We start from the raw sequence: 18,319 nt of genomic DNA, 5'->3' as shown, positions 1-18,319 counted from the left end.
TTCAGGGCGCTTTGACGGCCTCGATGAACGGTGCCCAGGCGGACGCCGTGATGATGAGGGCCGGTCCTTCGGGGCGCTTGGAGTCGCGGCCTCGGCCCCACGGGCCGAGGGGCGCGCCACCGAGCGGTGTCGTCGTCCGGCACGTCCGGCGCGGTGAGCACCGGTTCGGGGAGCCAGGGGCCGACGTACGCCTCCTTGCGGCGCGACAGCGTGCGCAGCCGGTTGAGCGACTGCCGGGTGGTGACCCGGACCAGGTGGGCGCGCTGGTCGCGCACCTGGCCCGGGGCGACCTCGACCCACCGCAGCCAGGTTTCCTGAAGGGCGTCCTCCGCGTCGGCCGCCGATCCGAGCATTTCGTAGGCGACCGTGAAGAGCAGGTTGCGGTGGGCGACGAAAGCCTCGGTCGCCGGGCCTGTGGCGTGGTCGTCGTTGTTCAAGTCGCGTCTCTCTTCGCGACGTTCGGCCTTCAGCATCCGGTCTTCCGCCCTCGGTGACCGGCGCCTGGCCGTGCTCCGGCCGCGGGTGTCTCCTTCGTTGCCGGGTTTCGGCATCAAGGCACCGCGTGTCGGGTCGCCGTGACAGCACGTGAGGCAGATCACTCGCGCGGGCGCGGCAGGTCGATGTGGGTGGGGGCAGGGAGAGCGGGGTCTATATTGTTGTTATCGGGATAAAAGGTTAGCCTTCCCTAAGGTGTTCAGGCGCTCGGGCGCTCCGGTGGTCGCAGGGGTTGAGGATGTCGATGGTCTCAGTGCAGTTGGGTGCGCGCCGGAAAGGCGACCCGTCCGTGCCGGTGGAGTCCGCGCCGGATGCGCGACTGGCCGACCTGCGCCCCGGGATGAGTGGCCGGGTGATCGACATCGACGAGTCGGTCGAGCCGAGCACCGCGCGACGACTGTTCGACTTGGGGTTCGCCCCCGGCGCGGAGGTCACCGTGCTGCGGAAGGCGCCGCTCGGCGACCCTGTTGTTCTCCGGGTCGCGGAGTACGAGGTGGCACTGCGCAAAGCGCAGACCGCAGGCATCCATGTACGGCGCATTGCGTGAGCGCGCACTGCGGTCCGGTGGCGGCCGGGACGGTCACCGGCAAGACTCGCCTGGCTCTGGTCGGCAGCCCGAACTCGGGCAAGAGCACGCTCTTCAATGCCCTCACCGGCCTGCGAACCAAGACCGGCAACTACCCCGGAGTGACCGTCGCGCGCTATGAGGGGGTGGCGCGTGTCGGCGAGCACGAGGTGGTCATCGAGGATCTGCCCGGCACCTACAGTCTCGACCCGATCAGCCCGGACGAGCAGGTCGTCGCCGATGCCCTCGACCCGGACAATCCGGACATCGGCACGCCCGGCGGGATTCTCGTCACGATTGACGCGACGACGCTGCGTCGTTCCCTCGGGCTGTTGGCCCAGGTCATGCAGACCGGCCTGCCGATCTGTGTGGTGCTCACCTTCCGTGACGAGCTGGCCCGTCGCGGCGGCACCCTTGACGTCTCGGCCCTCCGACGTGCTCTGGGTGTGCCCGTCGTCGGGGTGACGAGCGGGTCACGCAACGACCTGGCGCAGTTGCAGTCCATGTTGCCCGACTGGGCCGCATGGGAGCGGCCGGTCGTACCGCCGCCCACCGATCCCTCGCAGCGACGGGCCTGGGTGGAGTCGCTGCTGCAGAGCGCGGGCTACGAGGTGCCCGAGGTCGATCACCGCACGCGGCGCATCGATGCCGTGCTGCTGCACCCGCTGTGGGGCACGCTCATCTTCTTCGCGACCATGTTCGCGTTCTTCCAGGTCATCTTCACCGTCGCGACACCGCTGCAGGATGCGGTGCAGAGCCTCTTCGACTGGTTCGGCACGCTGGTCACCGAGTACGTCTCGAACCCGTTGCTCTCCGGCTTCCTCGGCAACGCCCTGATCGGCGGCGTGGGCAGCGTACTGGTCTTCCTGCCGCAGATCGCCCTGCTGTTCCTCATGATTTCGTTGCTGGAGGGCAGCGGCTACCTCTCCCGCGCGGCATTCCTGATGGACCGGCTCATGGCCAAGGCCGGGTTGGAGGGCCGGGCGTTCGTCGCCCTGCTCTCCTCCCTCGCCTGCGCCATCCCGGGCATCATGGCCACCCGTTCCCTCCCGTCGGCCAGGGACCGCTTCGCGACCATGATGGGCGCGCCGCTGATGACCTGCTCGGCGCGCCTGACGGTCTATGTGCTGCTGACCGGCCTGCTGGTGAGTCCCGATAGCAGGGTCGGCCCCTTCGGTGCCCAGGGCCTCGTCATGTTCGCCCTGTACCTCGTCGGTGCGCTCTCCGCCATGGCGACGGCCTGGGTCTTCAAACGGTTCAGCAGCCGGGGTGGGCCGGTGCTGCCGTTCTACATGGAGATGCCGTCCTACCGGTTGCCGCGGCCGCGGTCGGTGGCCGAAGCCGTCTGGAGCGCGTGCAAGGGCTTCCTGCACAAGGTCGGCCGGATCATCCTGATGGTCAGCATCGGGCTGTGGCTGCTGCTCAGCCTGCCCATGCACAGCGATGCGCAACTGCGCTCCGCCGGAGTCGACCCGGCCGACCGGACCGCGGTCTCGGCCTATGAGGTCGACCACAGCTACGCCGCCGACATCGGTCACGCCATCGAACCCGTCTTCGAACCCCTCGGCTTCGACTGGCGGATCAACATCGGCGTGCTGGGATCGCTGTCCGCCCGCGAGGTGTTCGTCGCCACCCTCGGCCAGGTCGCCGCCGCCCAGAACCCCGACCAGCCGGCCGAGGCCCTGACGCAGATGACTTACACCGACGGGCCGCACCAGGGAGAGAAACTCTTCACTCCGGCCACGACGGCAGCCTTGCTGGTCTTCTTCCTCTACGCGCTGCAGTGCATGTCGACCATCGGGGTCATGCGCCGTGAGACCGGCTCGTGGAGATGGCCCGCGGTCGCCTTCGGCTACATGTTCGTGCTGGCCTGGACCATGGCCTTCCTGACGCGCACGGTCGTGGCGCAGCTGACATGAGCGTCGTCCCCATGCACCCCGAGGCCACGGCCGACCCGCAGGCCGTCCGCTGGGTCATCCCCGCCGGCACGCTGCCGGTCGTCGGAGAGATCGCCGAAGCACCGGACGAGCTCGGGGAAATGCTCCACTCCGAAGACGTCGCCTCCATCGAGGTGGAGACACAGGCCGTGGTGATCCGGCTCGCCGACGGCCGGAGCTGGTCCGGCGCCGGAGCACGGGTACGCGACGCGCTCAGCGCCGCACTGCGGCACCCTCAGCGGTGGAGGCCGGCCTGCGTGGTAACCGAGGACGACGTGCTGCGCGCCGCACTGCAAGACGTCCTGGACGGGCCCGTTGGCGACTACATCCGCTCCCACGGCGGCGAAGTGACGGTCGTATCCGCCCACGACCGGCACGTGGAGGTGCGGATGGCGGGCACCTGCACGCACTGCCCGGCCGCCGGGTTCACGCTCCACTCGCGCCTCGAGTCGGAGCTGCGTGCCCGGTTCCCCGACCTGGTCGAGCTGCGGGCCACGGAGGAGCCCGGCAAGACGTCGAGGCCCACGTGGCTCAACCTGCGCCGCCGCGGCGCGTGACCGTCCCAGCGTGACAGCGTCCCAGCGTCCCAGCGTGACAGGGGGACAGGGGGACAGGGCGTCAACGCGGGGGCAGTGGCGGCCGCCGCCGGTCCGGGACCGACTCGTACGTCGGCGGGGTCGCCGCCGGGTGCGCGGCCAGCAGATCCAGGGCCACCCGCACTCCGTCGTCGAGCACCGCGTACCGGCCCTCGGCCCAGTCGAGCGGGGTGCGCAGGGCCTCCAGGTCCGGTTCGACGCCGTAGTTCTCGACCGACCAGCCGTACGTGTCGAACCAGGCCGCGTTCATCGGCACCGTGATCACCGTGCCGTCGCCCAGCCGGTGCCGGCCGGTCATGCCGACCACACCGCCCCACGTCCGCTGACCCACCACCGGGCCCAGTTTCAGCAGCCGGAACACGGCGGTGATCATGTCGCCGTCGGAGGACGTCGCCTCGTCGGCCAGGGCGACCACCGGGCCCCGGGGCGCGTTGGAGGCGTAACTGACCGGCTGGGCGTTGCGGGTCAGGTCCCAGCCGAGGATCGTGCGGGTGAGCTTCTCGACCACCAACTCGCTGATGTGGCCGCCCGCGTTGCCGCGTACGTCGATGATCAGTGCCGGGCGGGACACCTCCATGCGCAGGTCCCGGTTGAACTGTGCCCAGCCGGAGCCGCCCATGTCGGGGATGTGCAGATACCCGCACTTGCCGCCGCTCAACTCCCTTACGACTTCACGGCGTTTGGCCACCCAGTCCTGGTAGCGCAGGGGGCGTTCGTCGACCAGGGGGATGATCGCGACGCGGCGGGAAGGACCTTCGTCGCCGGGCGGGCGGAAGGTGAGTTCGACCGTGGTGCCGCCCGCCGCGGAGAGGAGGGGGTACGGGCCCGCCACCGGGTCGACGGGGCGGCCGTCGACATGGGTGAGGACCGATCCCTCCCGGATGCCCGTACCGGCCAGCGGGGAACGGGCCTTGGAGTCGGAGGAGTCACCGGGCAGGATGCGCCGGATCGTCCAGTCGCCGTCCCGGCACAACAGGTTCGCGCCGAGCAGCCCGATCGCCCGCTGGTAGTGCGGCGGGCCCTCGTTGCGGCGGGCCGGTGCGACGTACGCGTGCGAGGTGCCCAGTTCGCCCAGGACCTCGCGCATCAGATCGGCGAACTCGTCGGGGGAGGCGACCCGTTCGACCAGCGGGCGGTACTGGTCGAGCACGCCGTCCCAGTCGATGCCGCACATATCCGGCTCCCAGAAGTACGAGCGGATGATGCGGCCGGCCTCCCCGTACGCCTGCCGCCACTCCGCCGCCGGGTCGACCTCGTGCAGGATGCGGCGCAGGTCGATGTAGACCGTGGAGTCGCTGTCGCCGGTCTCGGTGGCGGGGACGGCGCGCAGTTCGCCCTCGTCCATGACGACCAGCCGTGTCGCGTCGCCGCTGACCGCGAACCAGTCCAGATGGCCGACGAGTTCGGTCTTCCTGGCCTTGGAGATGTTGAAGTGTTCGAGCGTCGGGCGACCCGACATGTCCGCCGGGTTGGCGAACGTCTCGCCGAGCGCGCCGGAGATCGGCCAGCGCAGCCAGACCAGCCCGCCACCGCTCACCGGATGAAGGGCCGAGTACTTCGAGGCGGAGACCGGGAACGGCGTCACCCGGTTCTCCAGCCCCTCGAACTCGACCGTGACCGTGGACGGCCCCTCGCCCGTACCGGCGTCGACGACGACGTCGTCGGCCGGGTCGAGACCGCCCGCCGCCGGACGCCCCTCCGGGGTCAGGGCGAACGGGGAGGGCGTGGCCGAGGAGAGCGGCACCAGGTACGGGCGGCAGCCCAGCGGGAAGGAGAGGTCCCCGGTGTGGACGTCGTACACCGGGTCGAAGCCACGCCAGGAGAGGAAGGCGAGGTAGCGCCCGTCGCCGGTGAAGACGGGATTCTCGTCCTCGAAGCGGCCGTTGGTGACATCGACGATCACCGGAGCGCCGGACCCCAGGATGCGCGCCAGTTTGATCTGTCGAAGTGAACGGCCGATCCCGGGGTGCGACCAGGTCAGCCAGGCGCCGTCCGGTGAGAACGCCATGTCGCGGACCGGGCCGTTGACGGACCGGATCAGCTCGGTGGGTTCGCCGGTGGACTCCTCGTCCATGTCCAGGAGCAGCAGCCGCCCGTCGTTCGTGGCGATCGCCAGCCGTTCGCCGTCCGGGTCGGAGATCAGCTCGTGGACCCTGCCGATCTGTCCGGAGGCCAGTCGGCGCGGCGCGCGGTCGCCGCTGGCGCGCGGCAGGTAGGCGATCTCGATCGCGTCCTCGCCGTCCGCGTCCGTGACGTAGACGACCTGGCCGCCGCTGCCGAGCATCTCGGGCAGCCGGACCCGGACCCCCGGGGTGTCGGCGATCGTCCGGGCCGGTCCGTCGCGGTGGGTGAGCCAGTACAGGCTGCCGCGTACGGAGACGGCACTGGCCCGGCCCGTCTCGTCCACGGACAGCGAGTCGACATTGCTGGCGGCCGGTACCTGGTACGTACGCCGTCCGGCGCGCGGTCCGCCGAGCCGCACCTCCAGCTTCCGCGGCACCGCGTCCGGCGACCCCAGATCGTCCACCAGCCACACATCGCCCGCGCACTGGTAGACGACCCGGCGCCCGTCGCTGGAGGCGTGCCGGGCGTAGAAGGCGTCGTGGTCCGTGTGGCGGCGCAGGTCGGTTCCGTCGGGCAGGCAGGAGTACAGATTGCCGACTCCCTCGTGGTCGGAGAGGAACGCGATCCGGCCACCGACGAACATGGGCGAGTCGAGATGCCCGCCGATGTCCGGGAGCAGCCGCTCGCCGTGCAGCCACAGCCGCCCCGTCGCACCGCCCCGGTACCGCTTCCAGGAGGCCGGCTCGTGCGGCGGTTTGCCGGTCAGCAGCAGGGTGCGTCGCTCGCCGTCGATGTCGGCGACGGCGATGTCCGAGACGGGCCCCCAGGGCAGCTTGCCGCCGGGGCTGCCGTCCGTGGGGACGCTGTAGGCCCAGGAATCGTGCGCGAACGGCTGGCGGTGCGAGGACACGGCGAGGATCTGGGCGGCGTCCCCCGGATCGGGGGTCCAACCGCAGACCCGGGCGTCCGTCGACCCCCAGTAGGTGAGCCGCCTCGCCGGGCCCCCCTCGACCGGTGCGAGATGGATCTCGGGGTCGAGGCTGCGCCAGGTCGTGTAGGCGATACGGCTCCCGTCGGGGGAGAACCGCGGGTGGCTGACTCTGGTCCGGTCGACGGTCACCCGCCACGCGCGGCCCGGCCGCTGCCCCTGCGGCGCGAGGGGAGAGACCCAGAGGTCGTCCTCGGCAGCGAAGCAGAGCAGATCGTCGTGGAGGTGCGGGAACCGGAGATACGCGACGTCGTCACTCACTCTTCAATGCTTTCCGCGCGCGGGGGCCCCGGCAACTTGTGGTGCGGAACACAAGCGAAACGTTTTCGTTTCGCTGGGCGGCGGGGTAGCGTCGAAGTGTACGAAACAGTTTCGTTCGATTGACTGCTGTGCGAGAGTCGCGAACAGCATGGCGAACAGGAGGTCGACCCATGGCGCGCACCCGGCTCACGCCCGAGCGTGAGAGCGAGCTGTACGCCGCCGTGCTCGACCTGCTTCGCGAAGTCGGCTACGACGCCCTGACCATGGATGCCGTCGCCACCCGCACCCGTTCCAGCAAGGCCACCCTCTACCGCCAGTGGGGGAGCAAGCCCGAGCTGGTCGTCACGGCCCTGCGGCACAACAAGCCGGTGTCCCTCGCAGAGACCGACACCGGATCGCTGCGCGGCGACTTCCACGCCGCACTGAGCCGTAGCGACGACTGCCAGATGGAGAAGAACTCCGCACTGATGCGGGGCCTGACCCATGCCGTCCACGACAATCCCGATCTGCTCCAGGCCCTGCGCGACCTGCTGATCGAGCCGGAGATGACCGGCCTCGACACGCTGCTGCGCCGAGCAGTGGACCGGGGCGAGCTGCGTCCGGACAACCCGGCGCTGAAATACGTACCGCACATGCTGATCGGTGCTTTCACCGCCCGGCAGCTGGTCGAGGACCGCGTCGTCGACCAGGCGTTTCTCACCGATTACGTCGACTCCGTGATACTCCCCGCTCTCGGAGTCTGACACCTTCGCGCAGCAGGTCCGTTCAGCGCGACCCGTCCCCCTTGGTACGGCCCCCTCCCCAAGCTCCACCTGACACGCCGCTCTCGTCGTCGGGCTGGTTTCTCACGCCCTTTTCCACTCACACGACCTGACCGGGAGTACGCCCCCGTGGCCACATTCCTCTACAAGCTCGGACGGCTCGCCTTCCGGCGCCGCCGCTATGTCGCCCTGATCTGGGTGGCACTGCTGGCACTCGCCGGATTCGGCGCGGCTTCCGCGTCCACCGCCACCTCCAGTTCCTTCTCGATCCCGGGTACGGAGGCCCAGAAGGCCTTCGACCTGCTGGAACAGCGCTTCCCCGGCGCCAGCGCCGACGGCGCGACCGCACGGGTCGTCTTCAAGGCCCCCGACGAGCAGAAGATGACGGACCCGGCGAACAAGGCCGAGGTGCACAAGCTCGCCGACGAGCTGAAGTCCGGCTCGGACCAGATCGCCTCCGTCACCGACCCGTACACCGCGGGCGCCGTCAGCAAGGACGGTTCCACGGCGTACGTCTCCGTGTCCTACAAGGTCAACTCGATGGAGCTGACCGACGCGACGCGGAACGCCCTGAAGGACGCGGGCCACGCGGCGCAGAAGAGCGGGATGACCGTGGAGATCGGCGGTGACGCGCTCCAGGCGATACCGGAGACCGGGGTCACCGAGATCATCGGTGTCGCGGTCGCCGCGGTGGTGCTGGTCATCACCTTCGGCTCGCTGATCGCCGCCGGGCTGCCGTTGCTCACCGCCCTGGTCGGGGTCGGCATCGGTGTCTCGACGATCACGGCGCTGGCCAACGTGCTCGACCTGGGCTCCACCACCTCCATTCTCGCGATGATGATCGGCCTCGCGGTCGGCATCGACTACGCGCTGTTCGTCGTCTCCCGCTACCGCGCCGAGCTGGCCGAGGGCCGGGAGGGCGAGGAAGCGGCCGGACGGGCCGTCGGCACGGCCGGTTCCGCGGTCGTCTTCGCCGGCCTCACCGTCGTCATCGCGCTGGTCGGCCTGGCCGTCGTCAACATCCCGATGCTGTCGAAGATGGGCTTCGCCGCGGCCGGCACGGTCGCCATCGCCGTCCTCATCGCGCTCACCCTGGTCCCGGCGCTGATGGGCTTCGCGGGCAAGCGGGTCATGGGACGCAAGGCGCGCAAGGCCGCCGGGGCGGAGAGCCGGCCCGAGCCGAAGCCGAACATGGGCACCCGCTGGGCGCGGTTCGTGCTGCGTAAGCCGGTCTGGGTGCTGCTGGCCGGTGTCATCGGCCTCGGTGCCGTCGCCGTACCGGCCGCCTCCCTGGAGATGGGCCTGCCGGACGACGGCTCCCAGCCCACCAGCACCACCCAGCGGCGCGCCTACGACCTGCTCTCCGACGGCTTCGGCCCCGGCTTCAACGGGCCGCTGATGGTCGTCGTCGACACCGCGAACAGCTCCGACGGCAAGGCCGCGGCCAAGCAGGTCTCCGACGAGATCTCCGGCATCCCGGGCGTCGTCGCCGTCTCCCCGGCCCAGTTCAACAAGGCCGGCGACACCGCGATGATCACCGTCGTCCCGAAGGACCGGCCGAGCTCCACCGAGACCGAGAACGTGGTCCACGCGATCCGTGACACGGGCAAGGACATCAAGTCCGGCACCGGCGCCGACGTTCTGGTCACCGGCTCCACGGCGATGAACATCGACTTCTCGCAGAAGATGAACGACGCGCTGCTGCCGTACCTGGCGCTCGTCGTCGGCCTGGCCTTCCTGCTGCTGATGCTGGTCTTCCGGTCGGTGCTGGTGCCGCTGAAGGCGGCCCTCGGCTTCCTGCTCTCGGTCGTCGCGGCCCTGGGCGCGGTCGTCGCGGTCTTCCAGTGGGGCTGGCTCGGCTCGCTCTTCGGCGTGGAACAGACCGGCCCGATCATGTCCATGATGCCGATCTTCATGGTGGGCGTGGTCTTCGGTCTGGCCATGGACTACGAGGTCTTCCTCGTGACCCGGATGCGGGAGGCGTACGTCCACGGCGAGAAGCCCGGCCAGGCGATCGTCACCGGCTTCAGGCACGGCGCCCGGGTCGTCACGGCCGCGGCCGTGATCATGATGGCGGTCTTCGCCGGCTTCATCGGCTCCAGCGAGCAGATGGTCAAGATGATCGGCTTCTCGCTCGCCATCGCCGTCTTCTTCGACGCGTTCGTGGTCCGGATGGCGATCGTGCCCGCGGTCCTCGCCCTGCTCGGCAAGCGTGCCTGGTGGCTGCCGCGCCGACTGGACCGGCTCCTGCCGAACGTGGACGTGGAGGGCGAGGGGCTGCGCAAGCAGCTCGGCGAGATGCCCGAGGGCGGCGCCGGGGACCAGGGACGCGGCGGTGACGCCGAGGGCGAGCGTGAGCTGACCCGCGTCTGAACCGTACGGGGCGGGGCCGACCGGCCCTGCCCCGCAGAGCCTCCGGGGTCCGCGTCTGAGCGGGGAGCGCGGCCCCGGACGCCCCGGTCACCTGTGGGGACGGGGGACCGGGGCCATGACGGAAGCCCCCGTGCGAGCGGCGCGGGGGCTTCCGTCGTGCGTGAGCGTCAGGCGAGGGTCATCATCGGCGTCAGGCGTGGATCATGCCGGCGCGTGGGTGCCGACGCCCTCGTCGTCGTCGACGTTCTCGCCGTAGATACGTTGCAGGAAACGGATCAGCGGTGCGTTGTCGAGCTGCACCACCTCCACACCGTCCTTCGAGTGGAGCTCCACGACCAGCTGGGTCCGGCCACATGGCCACACCCGGATGCCGCCGCGTTCGGCGGGGGAGCGCAGTCCGCGCTCCAGCAGGTCGCGGCTGAGGGCCCAGTCGATGCCGCCGGGGAAGGCGACGTGGACGGTGCGCGGGTCGACGTCGGCGTCGTACAGCAGGTCGACCGGTACTGCTGGGAGGTCGGGGGTGTCATTGACGAGCCAGGCCTCGGCCTGTTCATGAATCACGGGGGGCATGGCCGACTCCTCCAGTCTGTTCATGTTCGTCATCTAATGTCCCATATTTCCCGTCGAGAGGGCGGTGAGATTTCCCGCCGGGGTGCCTGGGGTGGCCAGCTGTGACATACCCGCTCTTGCGAAGCGTTCGCAACAAGGCTCTATCATTGAGCGGTTCACGACACCGTCCGCGGTAACGCAGGATCGCAGGAAGCGGAGCCCCCATGCATGTACCCGACGGATTCATCGACGCCCCCGTCTCCGCAGCCGCCGGAGTCGTCGCCGCGGGCGCCGTCGCCGTCAGCCTGCGGGGCGCCCGCCGCGAGCTGGATGAGCGCACCGCGCCGCTCGCCGGTCTCGTCGCCGCGTTCATCTTCGCCGTGCAGATGCTGAACTTCCCGGTCGCCGCGGGCACCAGCGGGCATCTGCTGGGCGGGGCGCTCGCCGCGATCCTGGTCGGGCCGTACACCGGGGTGCTCTGTATCTCCGTCGTCCTGCTCATGCAGGGCATCCTCTTCGCCGACGGCGGTCTCACCGCGCTCGGCGTGAACGTGCTCGACATGGGCATCACGACCACCGTCGTCGCGTACGCCCTCTTCCGCGGGCTGGCCCGCGTCCTCCCGCGGACCCGTCGCTCCGTGACGGTCGCGTCCTTCGTCGCCGCCCTGGTCTCCGTACCGGCCGCGGCCTGCGTCTTCACGCTGATCTACTGGATCGGCGGCACCACGGACATCCCGATCGGCAAGGTCTTCACCGCCATGGTCGGGGTCCACGTCCTCATCGGAATCGGCGAGGCCGTGATCACCGCGCTGACCGTCGGCGCCGTCGTCGCCGTACGCCCCGATCTCGTCCACGGCGCCCGCGGACTCACCGCTCCGCTCAAGCTCCGGGTCGACGGCGAGCTCGTCGACGCCCCGGCCCGTCGGCCCGTCGCCCCGGTCGCCGCCCGCTCCACCCGGGGACTCTGGGCCACCGGCCTGGTCACCGCCCTCGTCCTGGCGGGCTTCGTCTCCTTCTACGCCTCCGCGAGCCCCGACGGCCTGGAGAAGGTCGCCGCCGACCAGGGCATCGACAAGAAGACGGAGGAGCACGCCGCCAAGGACTCCCCGCTCGCCGACTACGGTGTCAAGGCCATCTCCGACGCCCGCATATCCGGCGGCCTCGCCGGGGTGATCGGTGTCGGTGCCACGATCGTGGTCGGCAGCGGGGTCTTCTACGTGATCCGCCGCCGCCGCATCCCGGACGCGCCCGCCGGCTCCGCGCGCGACCGGGAAATGGTCTGACATGGGCGCGGGACATGCGCACAAGCTCTACCGGCACGGGCACTCGCCCGTCCACGACCTGCCGCCGCACTGCAAGCTCGCCGCCGCCTTCTGCTTCGTCGTGGTCGTCGTCTCGACGCCGCGCGAGGCGGTGTGGGCGTTCGCGCTCTACGCGGTACTGATCGGCGCCGTCACCGCACTGGCCCGCATCCCCGCGGGCTTCCTGTTCAAGCGGCTGCTCATCGAGGTGCCGTTCGTCGCGTTCGCGCTGCTCATGCCGTTCGTGGTGCCCGGCGAGCAGACCCACGTCCTCGGCCTCTCCGTCAGCGTCCCCGGCCTCTGGGGCGCCTGGAACGTCCTGGCCAAGGGCACCCTCGGCGTCGCCGCCTCCGTACTCCTCGCCTCCACCACCGAACTGCGCGCGCTGCTGCTCGGCCTCCAACGGCTCAAGCTGCCGCCGCTGCTGGTCCAGATCGCGTCCTTCATGATCCGGTACGGCGATGTGATCACCGACGAGATGCGCCGGATGTCGATCGCCCGCCGCTCCCGCGGATTCGAGGCCCGCGGGATACGGCAGTGGGGCGTCCTGGCCAAATCGGCGGGCGCGCTCTTCATCAGGTCGTACGAGCGCGGCGAACGCGTCCACCTCGCGATGGTCAGCCGCGGCTACGCCGGTTCCATGCCGGTCATCGACGAGGTGACGGCCTCCCGGACCCAGTGGGCGTACGCCGCTGCCCTCCCCGTCCTCGCCCTCACGATCTGTCTGCTGGGATGGACCCTATGAGCCTGCACCCCGCCCCCGCGCCGTCTCTGGAAGTCAGCGGCCTCGCCTACGCCTACCCCGACGGCCACCAGGCGCTCTTCGGCGTGAACCTGACGGTCGCCCGGGGCGAACGCGTCGCCCTGCTCGGCCCCAACGGAGCCGGCAAGACCACCCTGGTCCTCCACCTCAACGGCATCCTGGACGCCGGCGCGGGCACCGTCCGGGTCGCTGGTCTCCCCGTCGAGAAGCGCAACCTCGCCGAGATCCGCCGCCGCGTCGGCATCGTCTTCCAGGACCCCGACGACCAGCTCTTCATGCCCACCGTCCGGGAGGACGTCGCGTTCGGCCCCGCCGCGTCCGGGCTGCGCGGCGCCGCGCTGGAGGAACGCGTCACCGAAGCGCTGACGCAGGTCGGCATGGCGGAGTACGCGGACCGGCCGCCGCACCACCTCTCCTTCGGCCAGCGCCGCCGCGTCGCCGTCGCCACCGTCCTCGCCATGCGGCCGGAGATCCTCGTCCTGGACGAGCCGTCCTCCAACCTGGACCCGGCCTCGCGGCGCGAACTCGCCGACATCCTGCGGTCCCTGGACGTCACCGTGCTCATGGTCACGCACGATCTGCCGTACGCCCTGGAGCTCTGCCCGCGCGCGGTCGTCCTGAGCGAGGGCGTCATCGCCGCCGACGACCGCACCCAGGATCTGCTCTGCGACGAGAAGCTGATGCGCAGCCACCGTCTGGAACTGCCCTTCGGCTTCGACCCGCGTTCCGTGACCGTGAACATCGGGTGACCCGCCCCACGTCCGACCTGCGACGGGATGCACCATGGGGGGATGAGCGGGAGCGCAGGAACAGGTGTGGACGTACGGGGCACGGTGGCGGCCGGATTCGAACCGGTCCGGGATGCCTTCGTCCGTAACTTCGAGCAGCGCGGCGAACGCGGCGCCGCAGTCACGGTCTACCGGGACGGGCGCAAGGTCGTCGATCTGTGGGCCGGTACGAGAGACGTCGACGGGGCCGAGCCGTGGGCCGTCGACACCGTGCAGATCGTCCGCTCGGCGGGCAAGGGCATCGCCGCCGCCGTACCGCTGCTGCTGCACCAGCGCGGCCAGGTCGATCTCGACGCCCCGGTCGGCACGTACTGGCCGGAGTTCAAGGCAGCCGGCAAGGAGCGGGTGCTCGTCCGCCACCTCCTCGCCCACCGGGCCGGCATACCCGCCCTGGACTGCCCGCTGACCCCCTCCGAGGCGGCCGACGGGATCTCCGGTCCGCAGGCCGTCGCGGCCCAGCGCCCCCAGTGGGAACCCGGCACCGACCACGGCTACCATGCCCAGACCTACAGCTGGCTCATCGGCGAACTGGTGCGCCGGGTCACCGGCCGCACCGTCGGCCGCTGGATCGCCGAGGAGATCGCCCGCCCGCTCGGCCTGGACTTCTGGTTCGGCCTCCCGGCCGACGAGGCGCACCGGGTGGGCCGGATCGGCCCCGTCGAACCGTCGGTCGTCGCGGGCAACGGCGGCGCCCTGCGGATGCGCCCCAAGCGGTCCGTCGCCGAGGCGTATCGCGATCCGGAGTCCCTCACCCGCCGCGCCTTCGGGGCCATCGACCCCTTCCCCGACGAAAACGCCCCCGACTACAGGGCGGCCGAACTCCCCGCCTCCAACGGCATCGCCACCGCCCGCGCGCTGGCCCGCTGCTACGCCGCGATGATCGGCCCGGTCGACGGCCACCGTCTGTTCGCCCCGGCCACACTCACCCTCGCCCGCACCGAGGAGTCGGCGGGCCCGGACCGGGTCCTGGTCGTCAACACCCGTTTCGGCCTCGGCTACATGCTGCACGGCCCGGCGGCCCCGCTGCTCGCCCCCGGCTCCTTCGGCCACCCCGGCCGGGGCGGCTCGCTCGGCTTCGCCGACCCCGAATCCGGCGTCGCGCTGGGCTATGTGACGAACGGTCTGCAGAAGGGAGTCACCGCCGATCCCCGTGCCCAGGCCCTGGTCAGGGCAGTACGGTCGGCGCTATGACTCCTCCTTCCTCTGCTGGTTCACGGTTCGACGGATACGGCGTACTCATCACCGGAGCGGGCCAGGGCATCGGGGCGGCCACGGCCCGCCGGCTGGCCTCGGAGGGCGCCCGCGTCCTGGTCACCGACCTGGACGGCGACCGCGCCGAACGCACCGCCGCGGCGATACGCGAGACGGGCGGGACCGCCGGGGCCACGCCCTGCGACGTGTCCGACCGGGCAGCGGTCGAGGCCGCGGTCGCCCACGCCGTCGCCACCTTCGGCTCCCTCGACGTGCTGGTCAACAACGCGTACGCCTGCACGCCCGATGCCCCGCTCTTCGAGGACGAGCCCGACGAGGCCTGGCAGCGCGACCTCGACATCACCCTCACCGGCCCGTACCGGTGCGCCCGCGCCGCCCTTCCGCACCTGGTGGCCTCCGGCCGGGGCGCGATCGTCAACATCGGCTCGGTCAACGGCGAACAGGACTTCGGCAACCACGCCTACAGCGCTGCCAAGGCCGGCCTGGGCAGCCTGACCCGCACCCTCGCGGGCCATGCCGGACCGCGCGGCGTACGCGTCAACCTGGTCGCGCCCGGCACGATCCGCACGGACGCCTGGGCGGGTCGTGACGCGGAACTGTCCCGGGTGAGCGGCCTCTACCCGCTCGGCCGGGTCGGCGAGCCCGATGACATCGCGTCCGCCGTCGCCTTCCTCGCCTCACGCGACGCGGCCTGGATCACGGGAACGACGCTGCGCGTGGACGGGGGTCTGACAGCCGTGAACTCAGGCTTCCGGCAGGCGGTTTCGGGGGAGTAGGGAGAACCTGCCCACGCCACACGGCACGGGGCGCCGATCCGAATCCCGACGTTCCTCTCTTCCCCATGCTCCGCCGCCGGGGCCGTCTTGCCGAGCGGGGCCGGAGCGTCCCGGCGGCTCGGCGAAGGTGACCAGCGGCGTCACCGGGACTGCTCGCGCACATCCACCACGGTTCCGCCGGCGTGCCCGATCAGCGTCTTGGGGTTGCGAGCTGCTGCCGGTTTGCTGCCCTGAAGTGAGTTGTGGTGAGCGGGAGTGAGTCCTTGCGGTGGGTTCGCGGGGTGGGAACGGGGGTTCTGGGGCCGAATGGGTGACCTTGGTGGCTGTTGCTCGTTGGGCTGGGTGGCAGGTGCTCGACCTGGTGAAAGGGGGGTGATGTGGTGGGTGGTTTGCGGGAGTTGGCGGCACCGTTCGTGGTGCCCGGGCCTCGCGGGGTGGCGGTCCGGGACCGTCTGAAGCACCTCACGCCCCAGGACGAGAACGTTCTCCGTGCGGTCGGTGAGCATCAGGGCCGTCTGGCCTCGCGTGATCTCAAAGCTCGCTGCGCGGACGGTCTGGAGCACAGCGCGGACACCTGGGCGTCGCGCAAGCGGGACCTAACGGCGCTGTCGTCGTCGCGGATCGCGGGTGCGATCACCAAGGCCACACACGACCAGTGGGCACTGGCCCGCCGCTGCCAGACCGCACACATCCAGACACTGGAAACCGGAATCAGGACGCTACGCCACCGCCTGTCCCTCCCGATCAGGGAACCCGGGACGAAGCGGGCCGCGGGCGGCTACCGCTCCCGCAGTGAGTGGTTCCACAAGTCCCGGCGCCTCGCGGCCCTGGAGGCGCGGCATGCGGCCGTTGTCGCCGACCGGCAGGCCGGGCGGGTGCGTGTGGTGCGGGGCGGCAAACGTCTCCTCAACACCCGCCACCACCTCACCCAGGCCCGGATGACCGAGGAGCGGTGGCGGGAGCGCTGGGAGGCGGAGCGCTGGTTCATCGCGGCGGACGGTGAGTCGGGGAAGCGGTTCGGGAACGAGACGATCCGCGTCACCTCGGACGGCGAGGTGTCCATCAAGCTGCCCGCCCCGCTCGCCCACCTGGCCAACACCAAACACGGCCGCTACACCCTCACCTCGACCGTGGCGTTCGCGCACCGGGGCGTGGAGTGGGCCGACCGCGTCACCGCGAACCGGGCCGTCGCGTACCGCATCCACCTCGACACCGACCGCCGCCGCTGGTACCTCACCGCGTCCTGGCAACGCCCCATGGTGCAGACCATCCCGCTGGCCACCGCCCGCGCCCGGGGCATGATCGGCGTCGACACCAACGCCGACCACTTCGCCGCCTACCACCTCGACCATCACGGCAACCCCGTGGGCGACCCGCACCGCTTCGGCTACGACCTGTCCGGCACCACCGCCCACCGCGACGCACAGATCCGCCACGCCCTGACCCAGTTGCTGCACTGGGCCAAGCAGGCCGGTGTTGCCGCGATCGGCATCGAGGACCTCGACTTCACCGCCGAGAAGACCCGCGAGAAACACGGCCGCAGGAAACAATTCAGGCGGCTGATCTCCGGCATCCCGACCGGGAGGCTCAAGGCCCGGCTGGTCTCCATGGCCGCCGAACAGGGACTTGCGATCGTGGCCGTCGATCCCGCCTACACCTCCCTGTGGGGTGCCCAGCACTGGCAGAAACCGCTGGCCACCCCGCACCGCAGAATGTCCCGTCACGATGCCGCCGGCATCGCGATCGGACGCCGCGCCCTCGGACACCCGGTCCGGCGTCGGACGGCACCGCCCCCACACGACCGGAGAGATCGTGCGGGGCATCGGACCGCCCAGGCCAGGCCAGGCAACCGAGGACGTGACGGAAACCGCCCGCCCGCAACGGACCGGCTCCCCGGAGGGCCGTCACCGAACGGGACGCGAAAGCGGGGACCGAGTGCATCCAACACCGTTCGGGATGCGCCCAGAACGCAGCAGTGGGTCCAGGACTCACTCCTGCACACTGGTTAGGAACGGTGCCCGCAGTCGTCCACACCACGTCGTGGTCCAGCAGCCCGCGGTCGGCCAGCACCCGGGTCCTCGTACGGTGCCCGAAGGTCGGCACGCCACCGATCGCGTGCTCGGCCGTCTCCCGGACCAGTTCGGCCCCGGCCCGCTTGACCTTTCCGGCGCCTAATTCGCTGCGTACGAGCTCCACATCGACACGCGAGGAACCGTCCATCAGAACCAGCACCGGGACGCCGTCGGCCTCGAAGATCAAGGACTTGACGATCTCGCTGAGCTCGCAGCCGATCGCGGCAGCGGCCTCGGCGGCAGTACGGGTGGTCTCCGGGAACCGGCGGACCTCGACCTGGAGCCCCAGCTCCAGCAGGGCCTCGGCGAATCGGGGATGGGCTTCGGGGGCGGTGGTGGCGCGGTCTGTGCTCATGCCCCGCACACTAGTGCCGCATCAAGCAACATTCGCCCTGTCGGCTGTTCTGGGATGATGGGCCACATGGACGAGGAAGTCATCCCGATTCTTCACGTCAAGGATGCCGCTGTGGCGGTCGCGTGGTATGACCGTCTGGGCTTCGCCCAGCAGTGGGAACATCGCTTCGAACCGGGACTTCCCACGTTCGTGGAGGTAGCCCGTGGCCCGGTGAGGTTGTTTTTGTCGGAGCACAAAGGCGACGCCCGCCCCGATACGTTGGTGTACCTCCGCGTCCGTGATGTCGACGCCATCGCGGACGAGTTCGGTGTTCAGGCGAAGGTCGCTCCGTGGGCGCGCGAGATTGAGTTGCGTGATCCTGACGGCAACCGGCTGCGGGTGGGCACGCCTGCGGATTGAACGCCCTCGGCCGGCGCGTGGCAGCGGAACTGCACCGCGACGGCCAATGCGCACGCTTCCTCGG

General features: G+C 70.6%; 15 protein-coding genes and 3 pseudogenes. 13 read left to right on the top strand and 5 right to left on the bottom strand.

The window, feature by feature from the left end:
* Window position 1 precedes the first annotated feature (1 nt).
* Both ACZ7L9_RS33160 and ACZ7L9_RS33155 read right to left on the bottom strand, forming a co-directional pair.
* Window positions 2-76: pseudogene (locus ACZ7L9_RS33160) on the bottom strand (DUF397 domain-containing protein); the annotation flags it as partial.
* 55 nt (window positions 77-131) lie between these two features.
* Window positions 132-353: pseudogene (locus tag ACZ7L9_RS33155) on the bottom strand (sigma factor); the annotation flags it as partial.
* On the opposite strand from ACZ7L9_RS33155, the gene ACZ7L9_RS33150 reads away from it, so the two are divergent.
* The 4 genes from ACZ7L9_RS33150 (at window position 255) to ACZ7L9_RS33135 (ending at window position 3,554) form a co-directional block, all read left to right on the top strand.
* Window positions 255-494, top strand: coding sequence for a hypothetical protein (locus ACZ7L9_RS33150; protein ID WP_471421184.1), 240 nt, complete (start codon window positions 255-257; stop codon window positions 492-494). The pseudogene ACZ7L9_RS33155 and the gene ACZ7L9_RS33150 overlap by 99 nt on opposite strands.
* A gap of 239 nt (window positions 495-733) precedes the next feature.
* Window positions 734-1,042 carry a FeoA family protein gene (locus ACZ7L9_RS33145; protein WP_471421113.1) on the top strand — a complete coding sequence of 103 codons (309 nt, stop codon included), beginning with the start codon at window positions 734-736 and terminating at the stop codon, window positions 1,040-1,042.
* Complete coding sequence (gene feoB, locus ACZ7L9_RS33140) at window positions 1,039-2,979, top strand: ferrous iron transporter B (RefSeq protein ID WP_471421111.1); 1,941 nt, start codon at window positions 1,039-1,041, stop codon at window positions 2,977-2,979. Before ACZ7L9_RS33145 ends, feoB begins: the two co-directional genes overlap by 4 nt.
* Window positions 2,976-3,554 (top strand): NifU family protein, encoded by a 579-nt coding sequence (locus ACZ7L9_RS33135; protein ID WP_471421109.1) that lies wholly within the window; start codon window positions 2,976-2,978, stop codon window positions 3,552-3,554. Before feoB ends, ACZ7L9_RS33135 begins: the two co-directional genes overlap by 4 nt.
* 61 nt (window positions 3,555-3,615) lie before the next feature.
* Here the strand turns inward: ACZ7L9_RS33135 and ACZ7L9_RS33130 are convergent, their stop codons facing one another.
* Window positions 3,616-6,906, bottom strand: coding sequence for a S41 family peptidase (locus ACZ7L9_RS33130; RefSeq protein ID WP_471421107.1), 3,291 nt, complete (start codon window positions 6,904-6,906; stop codon window positions 3,616-3,618).
* Between the two features lie 170 nt (window positions 6,907-7,076).
* Between ACZ7L9_RS33130 and ACZ7L9_RS33125 the strand changes: the two genes are divergently transcribed.
* On the top strand, window positions 7,077-7,649 hold the full coding sequence (locus ACZ7L9_RS33125) for a TetR/AcrR family transcriptional regulator (protein ID WP_471421105.1): 573 nt from the start codon (window positions 7,077-7,079) through the stop codon (window positions 7,647-7,649).
* A gap of 147 nt (window positions 7,650-7,796) precedes the next feature.
* Window positions 7,797-10,040 (top strand): MMPL family transporter, encoded by a 2,244-nt coding sequence (locus ACZ7L9_RS33120; RefSeq protein WP_471421103.1) that lies wholly within the window; start codon window positions 7,797-7,799, stop codon window positions 10,038-10,040.
* 201 nt (window positions 10,041-10,241) lie between these two features.
* Here the strand turns inward: ACZ7L9_RS33120 and ACZ7L9_RS33115 are convergent, their stop codons facing one another.
* Complete coding sequence (locus ACZ7L9_RS33115) at window positions 10,242-10,610, bottom strand: SsgA family sporulation/cell division regulator (RefSeq protein WP_471421101.1); 369 nt, start codon at window positions 10,608-10,610, stop codon at window positions 10,242-10,244.
* A gap of 203 nt (window positions 10,611-10,813) precedes the next feature.
* On the opposite strand from ACZ7L9_RS33115, the gene ACZ7L9_RS33110 reads away from it, so the two are divergent.
* The 6 genes from ACZ7L9_RS33110 to ACZ7L9_RS33085 all read left to right on the top strand — a co-directional run bounded on the left by ACZ7L9_RS33110 (window position 10,814) and on the right by ACZ7L9_RS33085 (window position 17,438).
* A complete protein-coding gene (locus ACZ7L9_RS33110; RefSeq protein ID WP_471421099.1) occupies window positions 10,814-11,872 on the top strand; it encodes an energy-coupling factor ABC transporter permease in 1,059 nt (352 codons plus the stop codon).
* Between the two features lies 1 nt (window position 11,873).
* Entirely contained in the window at window positions 11,874-12,635 is a 762-nt protein-coding gene (gene cbiQ / locus ACZ7L9_RS33105) for a cobalt ECF transporter T component CbiQ (RefSeq protein WP_471421097.1), read from the top strand.
* On the top strand, window positions 12,632-13,402 hold the full coding sequence (locus ACZ7L9_RS33100) for an energy-coupling factor ABC transporter ATP-binding protein (protein ID WP_471421095.1): 771 nt from the start codon (window positions 12,632-12,634) through the stop codon (window positions 13,400-13,402). The genes cbiQ and ACZ7L9_RS33100 overlap by 4 nt, the downstream gene beginning before the upstream one ends.
* 66 nt (window positions 13,403-13,468) lie before the next feature.
* Window positions 13,469-14,632 (top strand): serine hydrolase domain-containing protein, encoded by a 1,164-nt coding sequence (locus tag ACZ7L9_RS33095; protein WP_471421179.1) that lies wholly within the window; start codon window positions 13,469-13,471, stop codon window positions 14,630-14,632.
* The gene (locus ACZ7L9_RS33090; protein ID WP_471421093.1) at window positions 14,629-15,429 is read left to right on the top strand and encodes an SDR family NAD(P)-dependent oxidoreductase; all 801 of its coding nucleotides are present in this window, start codon (window positions 14,629-14,631) and stop codon (window positions 15,427-15,429) included. Before ACZ7L9_RS33095 ends, ACZ7L9_RS33090 begins: the two co-directional genes overlap by 4 nt.
* A 380-nt stretch (window positions 15,430-15,809) precedes the next feature.
* Window positions 15,810-17,438 (top strand): IS200/IS605 family accessory protein TnpB-related protein, encoded by a 1,629-nt coding sequence (locus tag ACZ7L9_RS33085; RefSeq protein ID WP_471421177.1) that lies wholly within the window; start codon window positions 15,810-15,812, stop codon window positions 17,436-17,438.
* 4 nt (window positions 17,439-17,442) lie between these two features.
* Here the strand turns inward: ACZ7L9_RS33085 and ACZ7L9_RS33080 are convergent.
* A pseudogene (locus ACZ7L9_RS33080) lies at window positions 17,443-17,856 on the bottom strand (YbaK/EbsC family protein); the annotation flags it as partial.
* A 66-nt stretch (window positions 17,857-17,922) separates the two neighbouring features.
* On the opposite strand from ACZ7L9_RS33080, the gene ACZ7L9_RS33075 reads away from it, so the two are divergent.
* Window positions 17,923-18,255, top strand: a complete 333-nt coding sequence (locus ACZ7L9_RS33075; RefSeq protein WP_471421091.1) for a glyoxalase superfamily protein — start codon at window positions 17,923-17,925, stop codon at window positions 18,253-18,255.
* Window positions 18,256-18,319 lie beyond the last annotated feature (64 nt).

This window comes from Streptomyces sp. NPDC111516 (genome assembly GCF_055635345.1).
The sequence above is the reverse complement of the archived record's forward strand: the minus strand, read 5'-3'. Positions and strand labels throughout refer to the sequence as shown.

Excerpts from the sequence above, each read along its gene's own strand:
- ACZ7L9_RS33145 (WP_471421113.1), top strand. The coding sequence starts at position 734 with ATGTCGATGGTCTCAGTGCAGTTGGGTGCGCGCCGGAAAGGCGACCCG.
- ACZ7L9_RS33135 (WP_471421109.1), top strand. The coding sequence starts at position 2,976 with ATGAGCGTCGTCCCCATGCACCCCGAGGCCACGGCCGACCCGCAGGCC.
- ACZ7L9_RS33125 (WP_471421105.1), top strand. The coding sequence starts at position 7,077 with ATGGCGCGCACCCGGCTCACGCCCGAGCGTGAGAGCGAGCTGTACGCC.
- ACZ7L9_RS33115 (WP_471421101.1), bottom strand. The coding sequence starts at position 10,610 with ATGCCCCCCGTGATTCATGAACAGGCCGAGGCCTGGCTCGTCAATGAC.
- ACZ7L9_RS33110 (WP_471421099.1), top strand. The coding sequence starts at position 10,814 with ATGCATGTACCCGACGGATTCATCGACGCCCCCGTCTCCGCAGCCGCC.
- cbiQ (WP_471421097.1), top strand. The coding sequence starts at position 11,874 with ATGGGCGCGGGACATGCGCACAAGCTCTACCGGCACGGGCACTCGCCC.
- ACZ7L9_RS33100 (WP_471421095.1), top strand. The coding sequence starts at position 12,632 with ATGAGCCTGCACCCCGCCCCCGCGCCGTCTCTGGAAGTCAGCGGCCTC.
- ACZ7L9_RS33090 (WP_471421093.1), top strand. The coding sequence starts at position 14,629 with ATGACTCCTCCTTCCTCTGCTGGTTCACGGTTCGACGGATACGGCGTA.
- ACZ7L9_RS33075 (WP_471421091.1), top strand. The coding sequence starts at position 17,923 with ATGGACGAGGAAGTCATCCCGATTCTTCACGTCAAGGATGCCGCTGTG.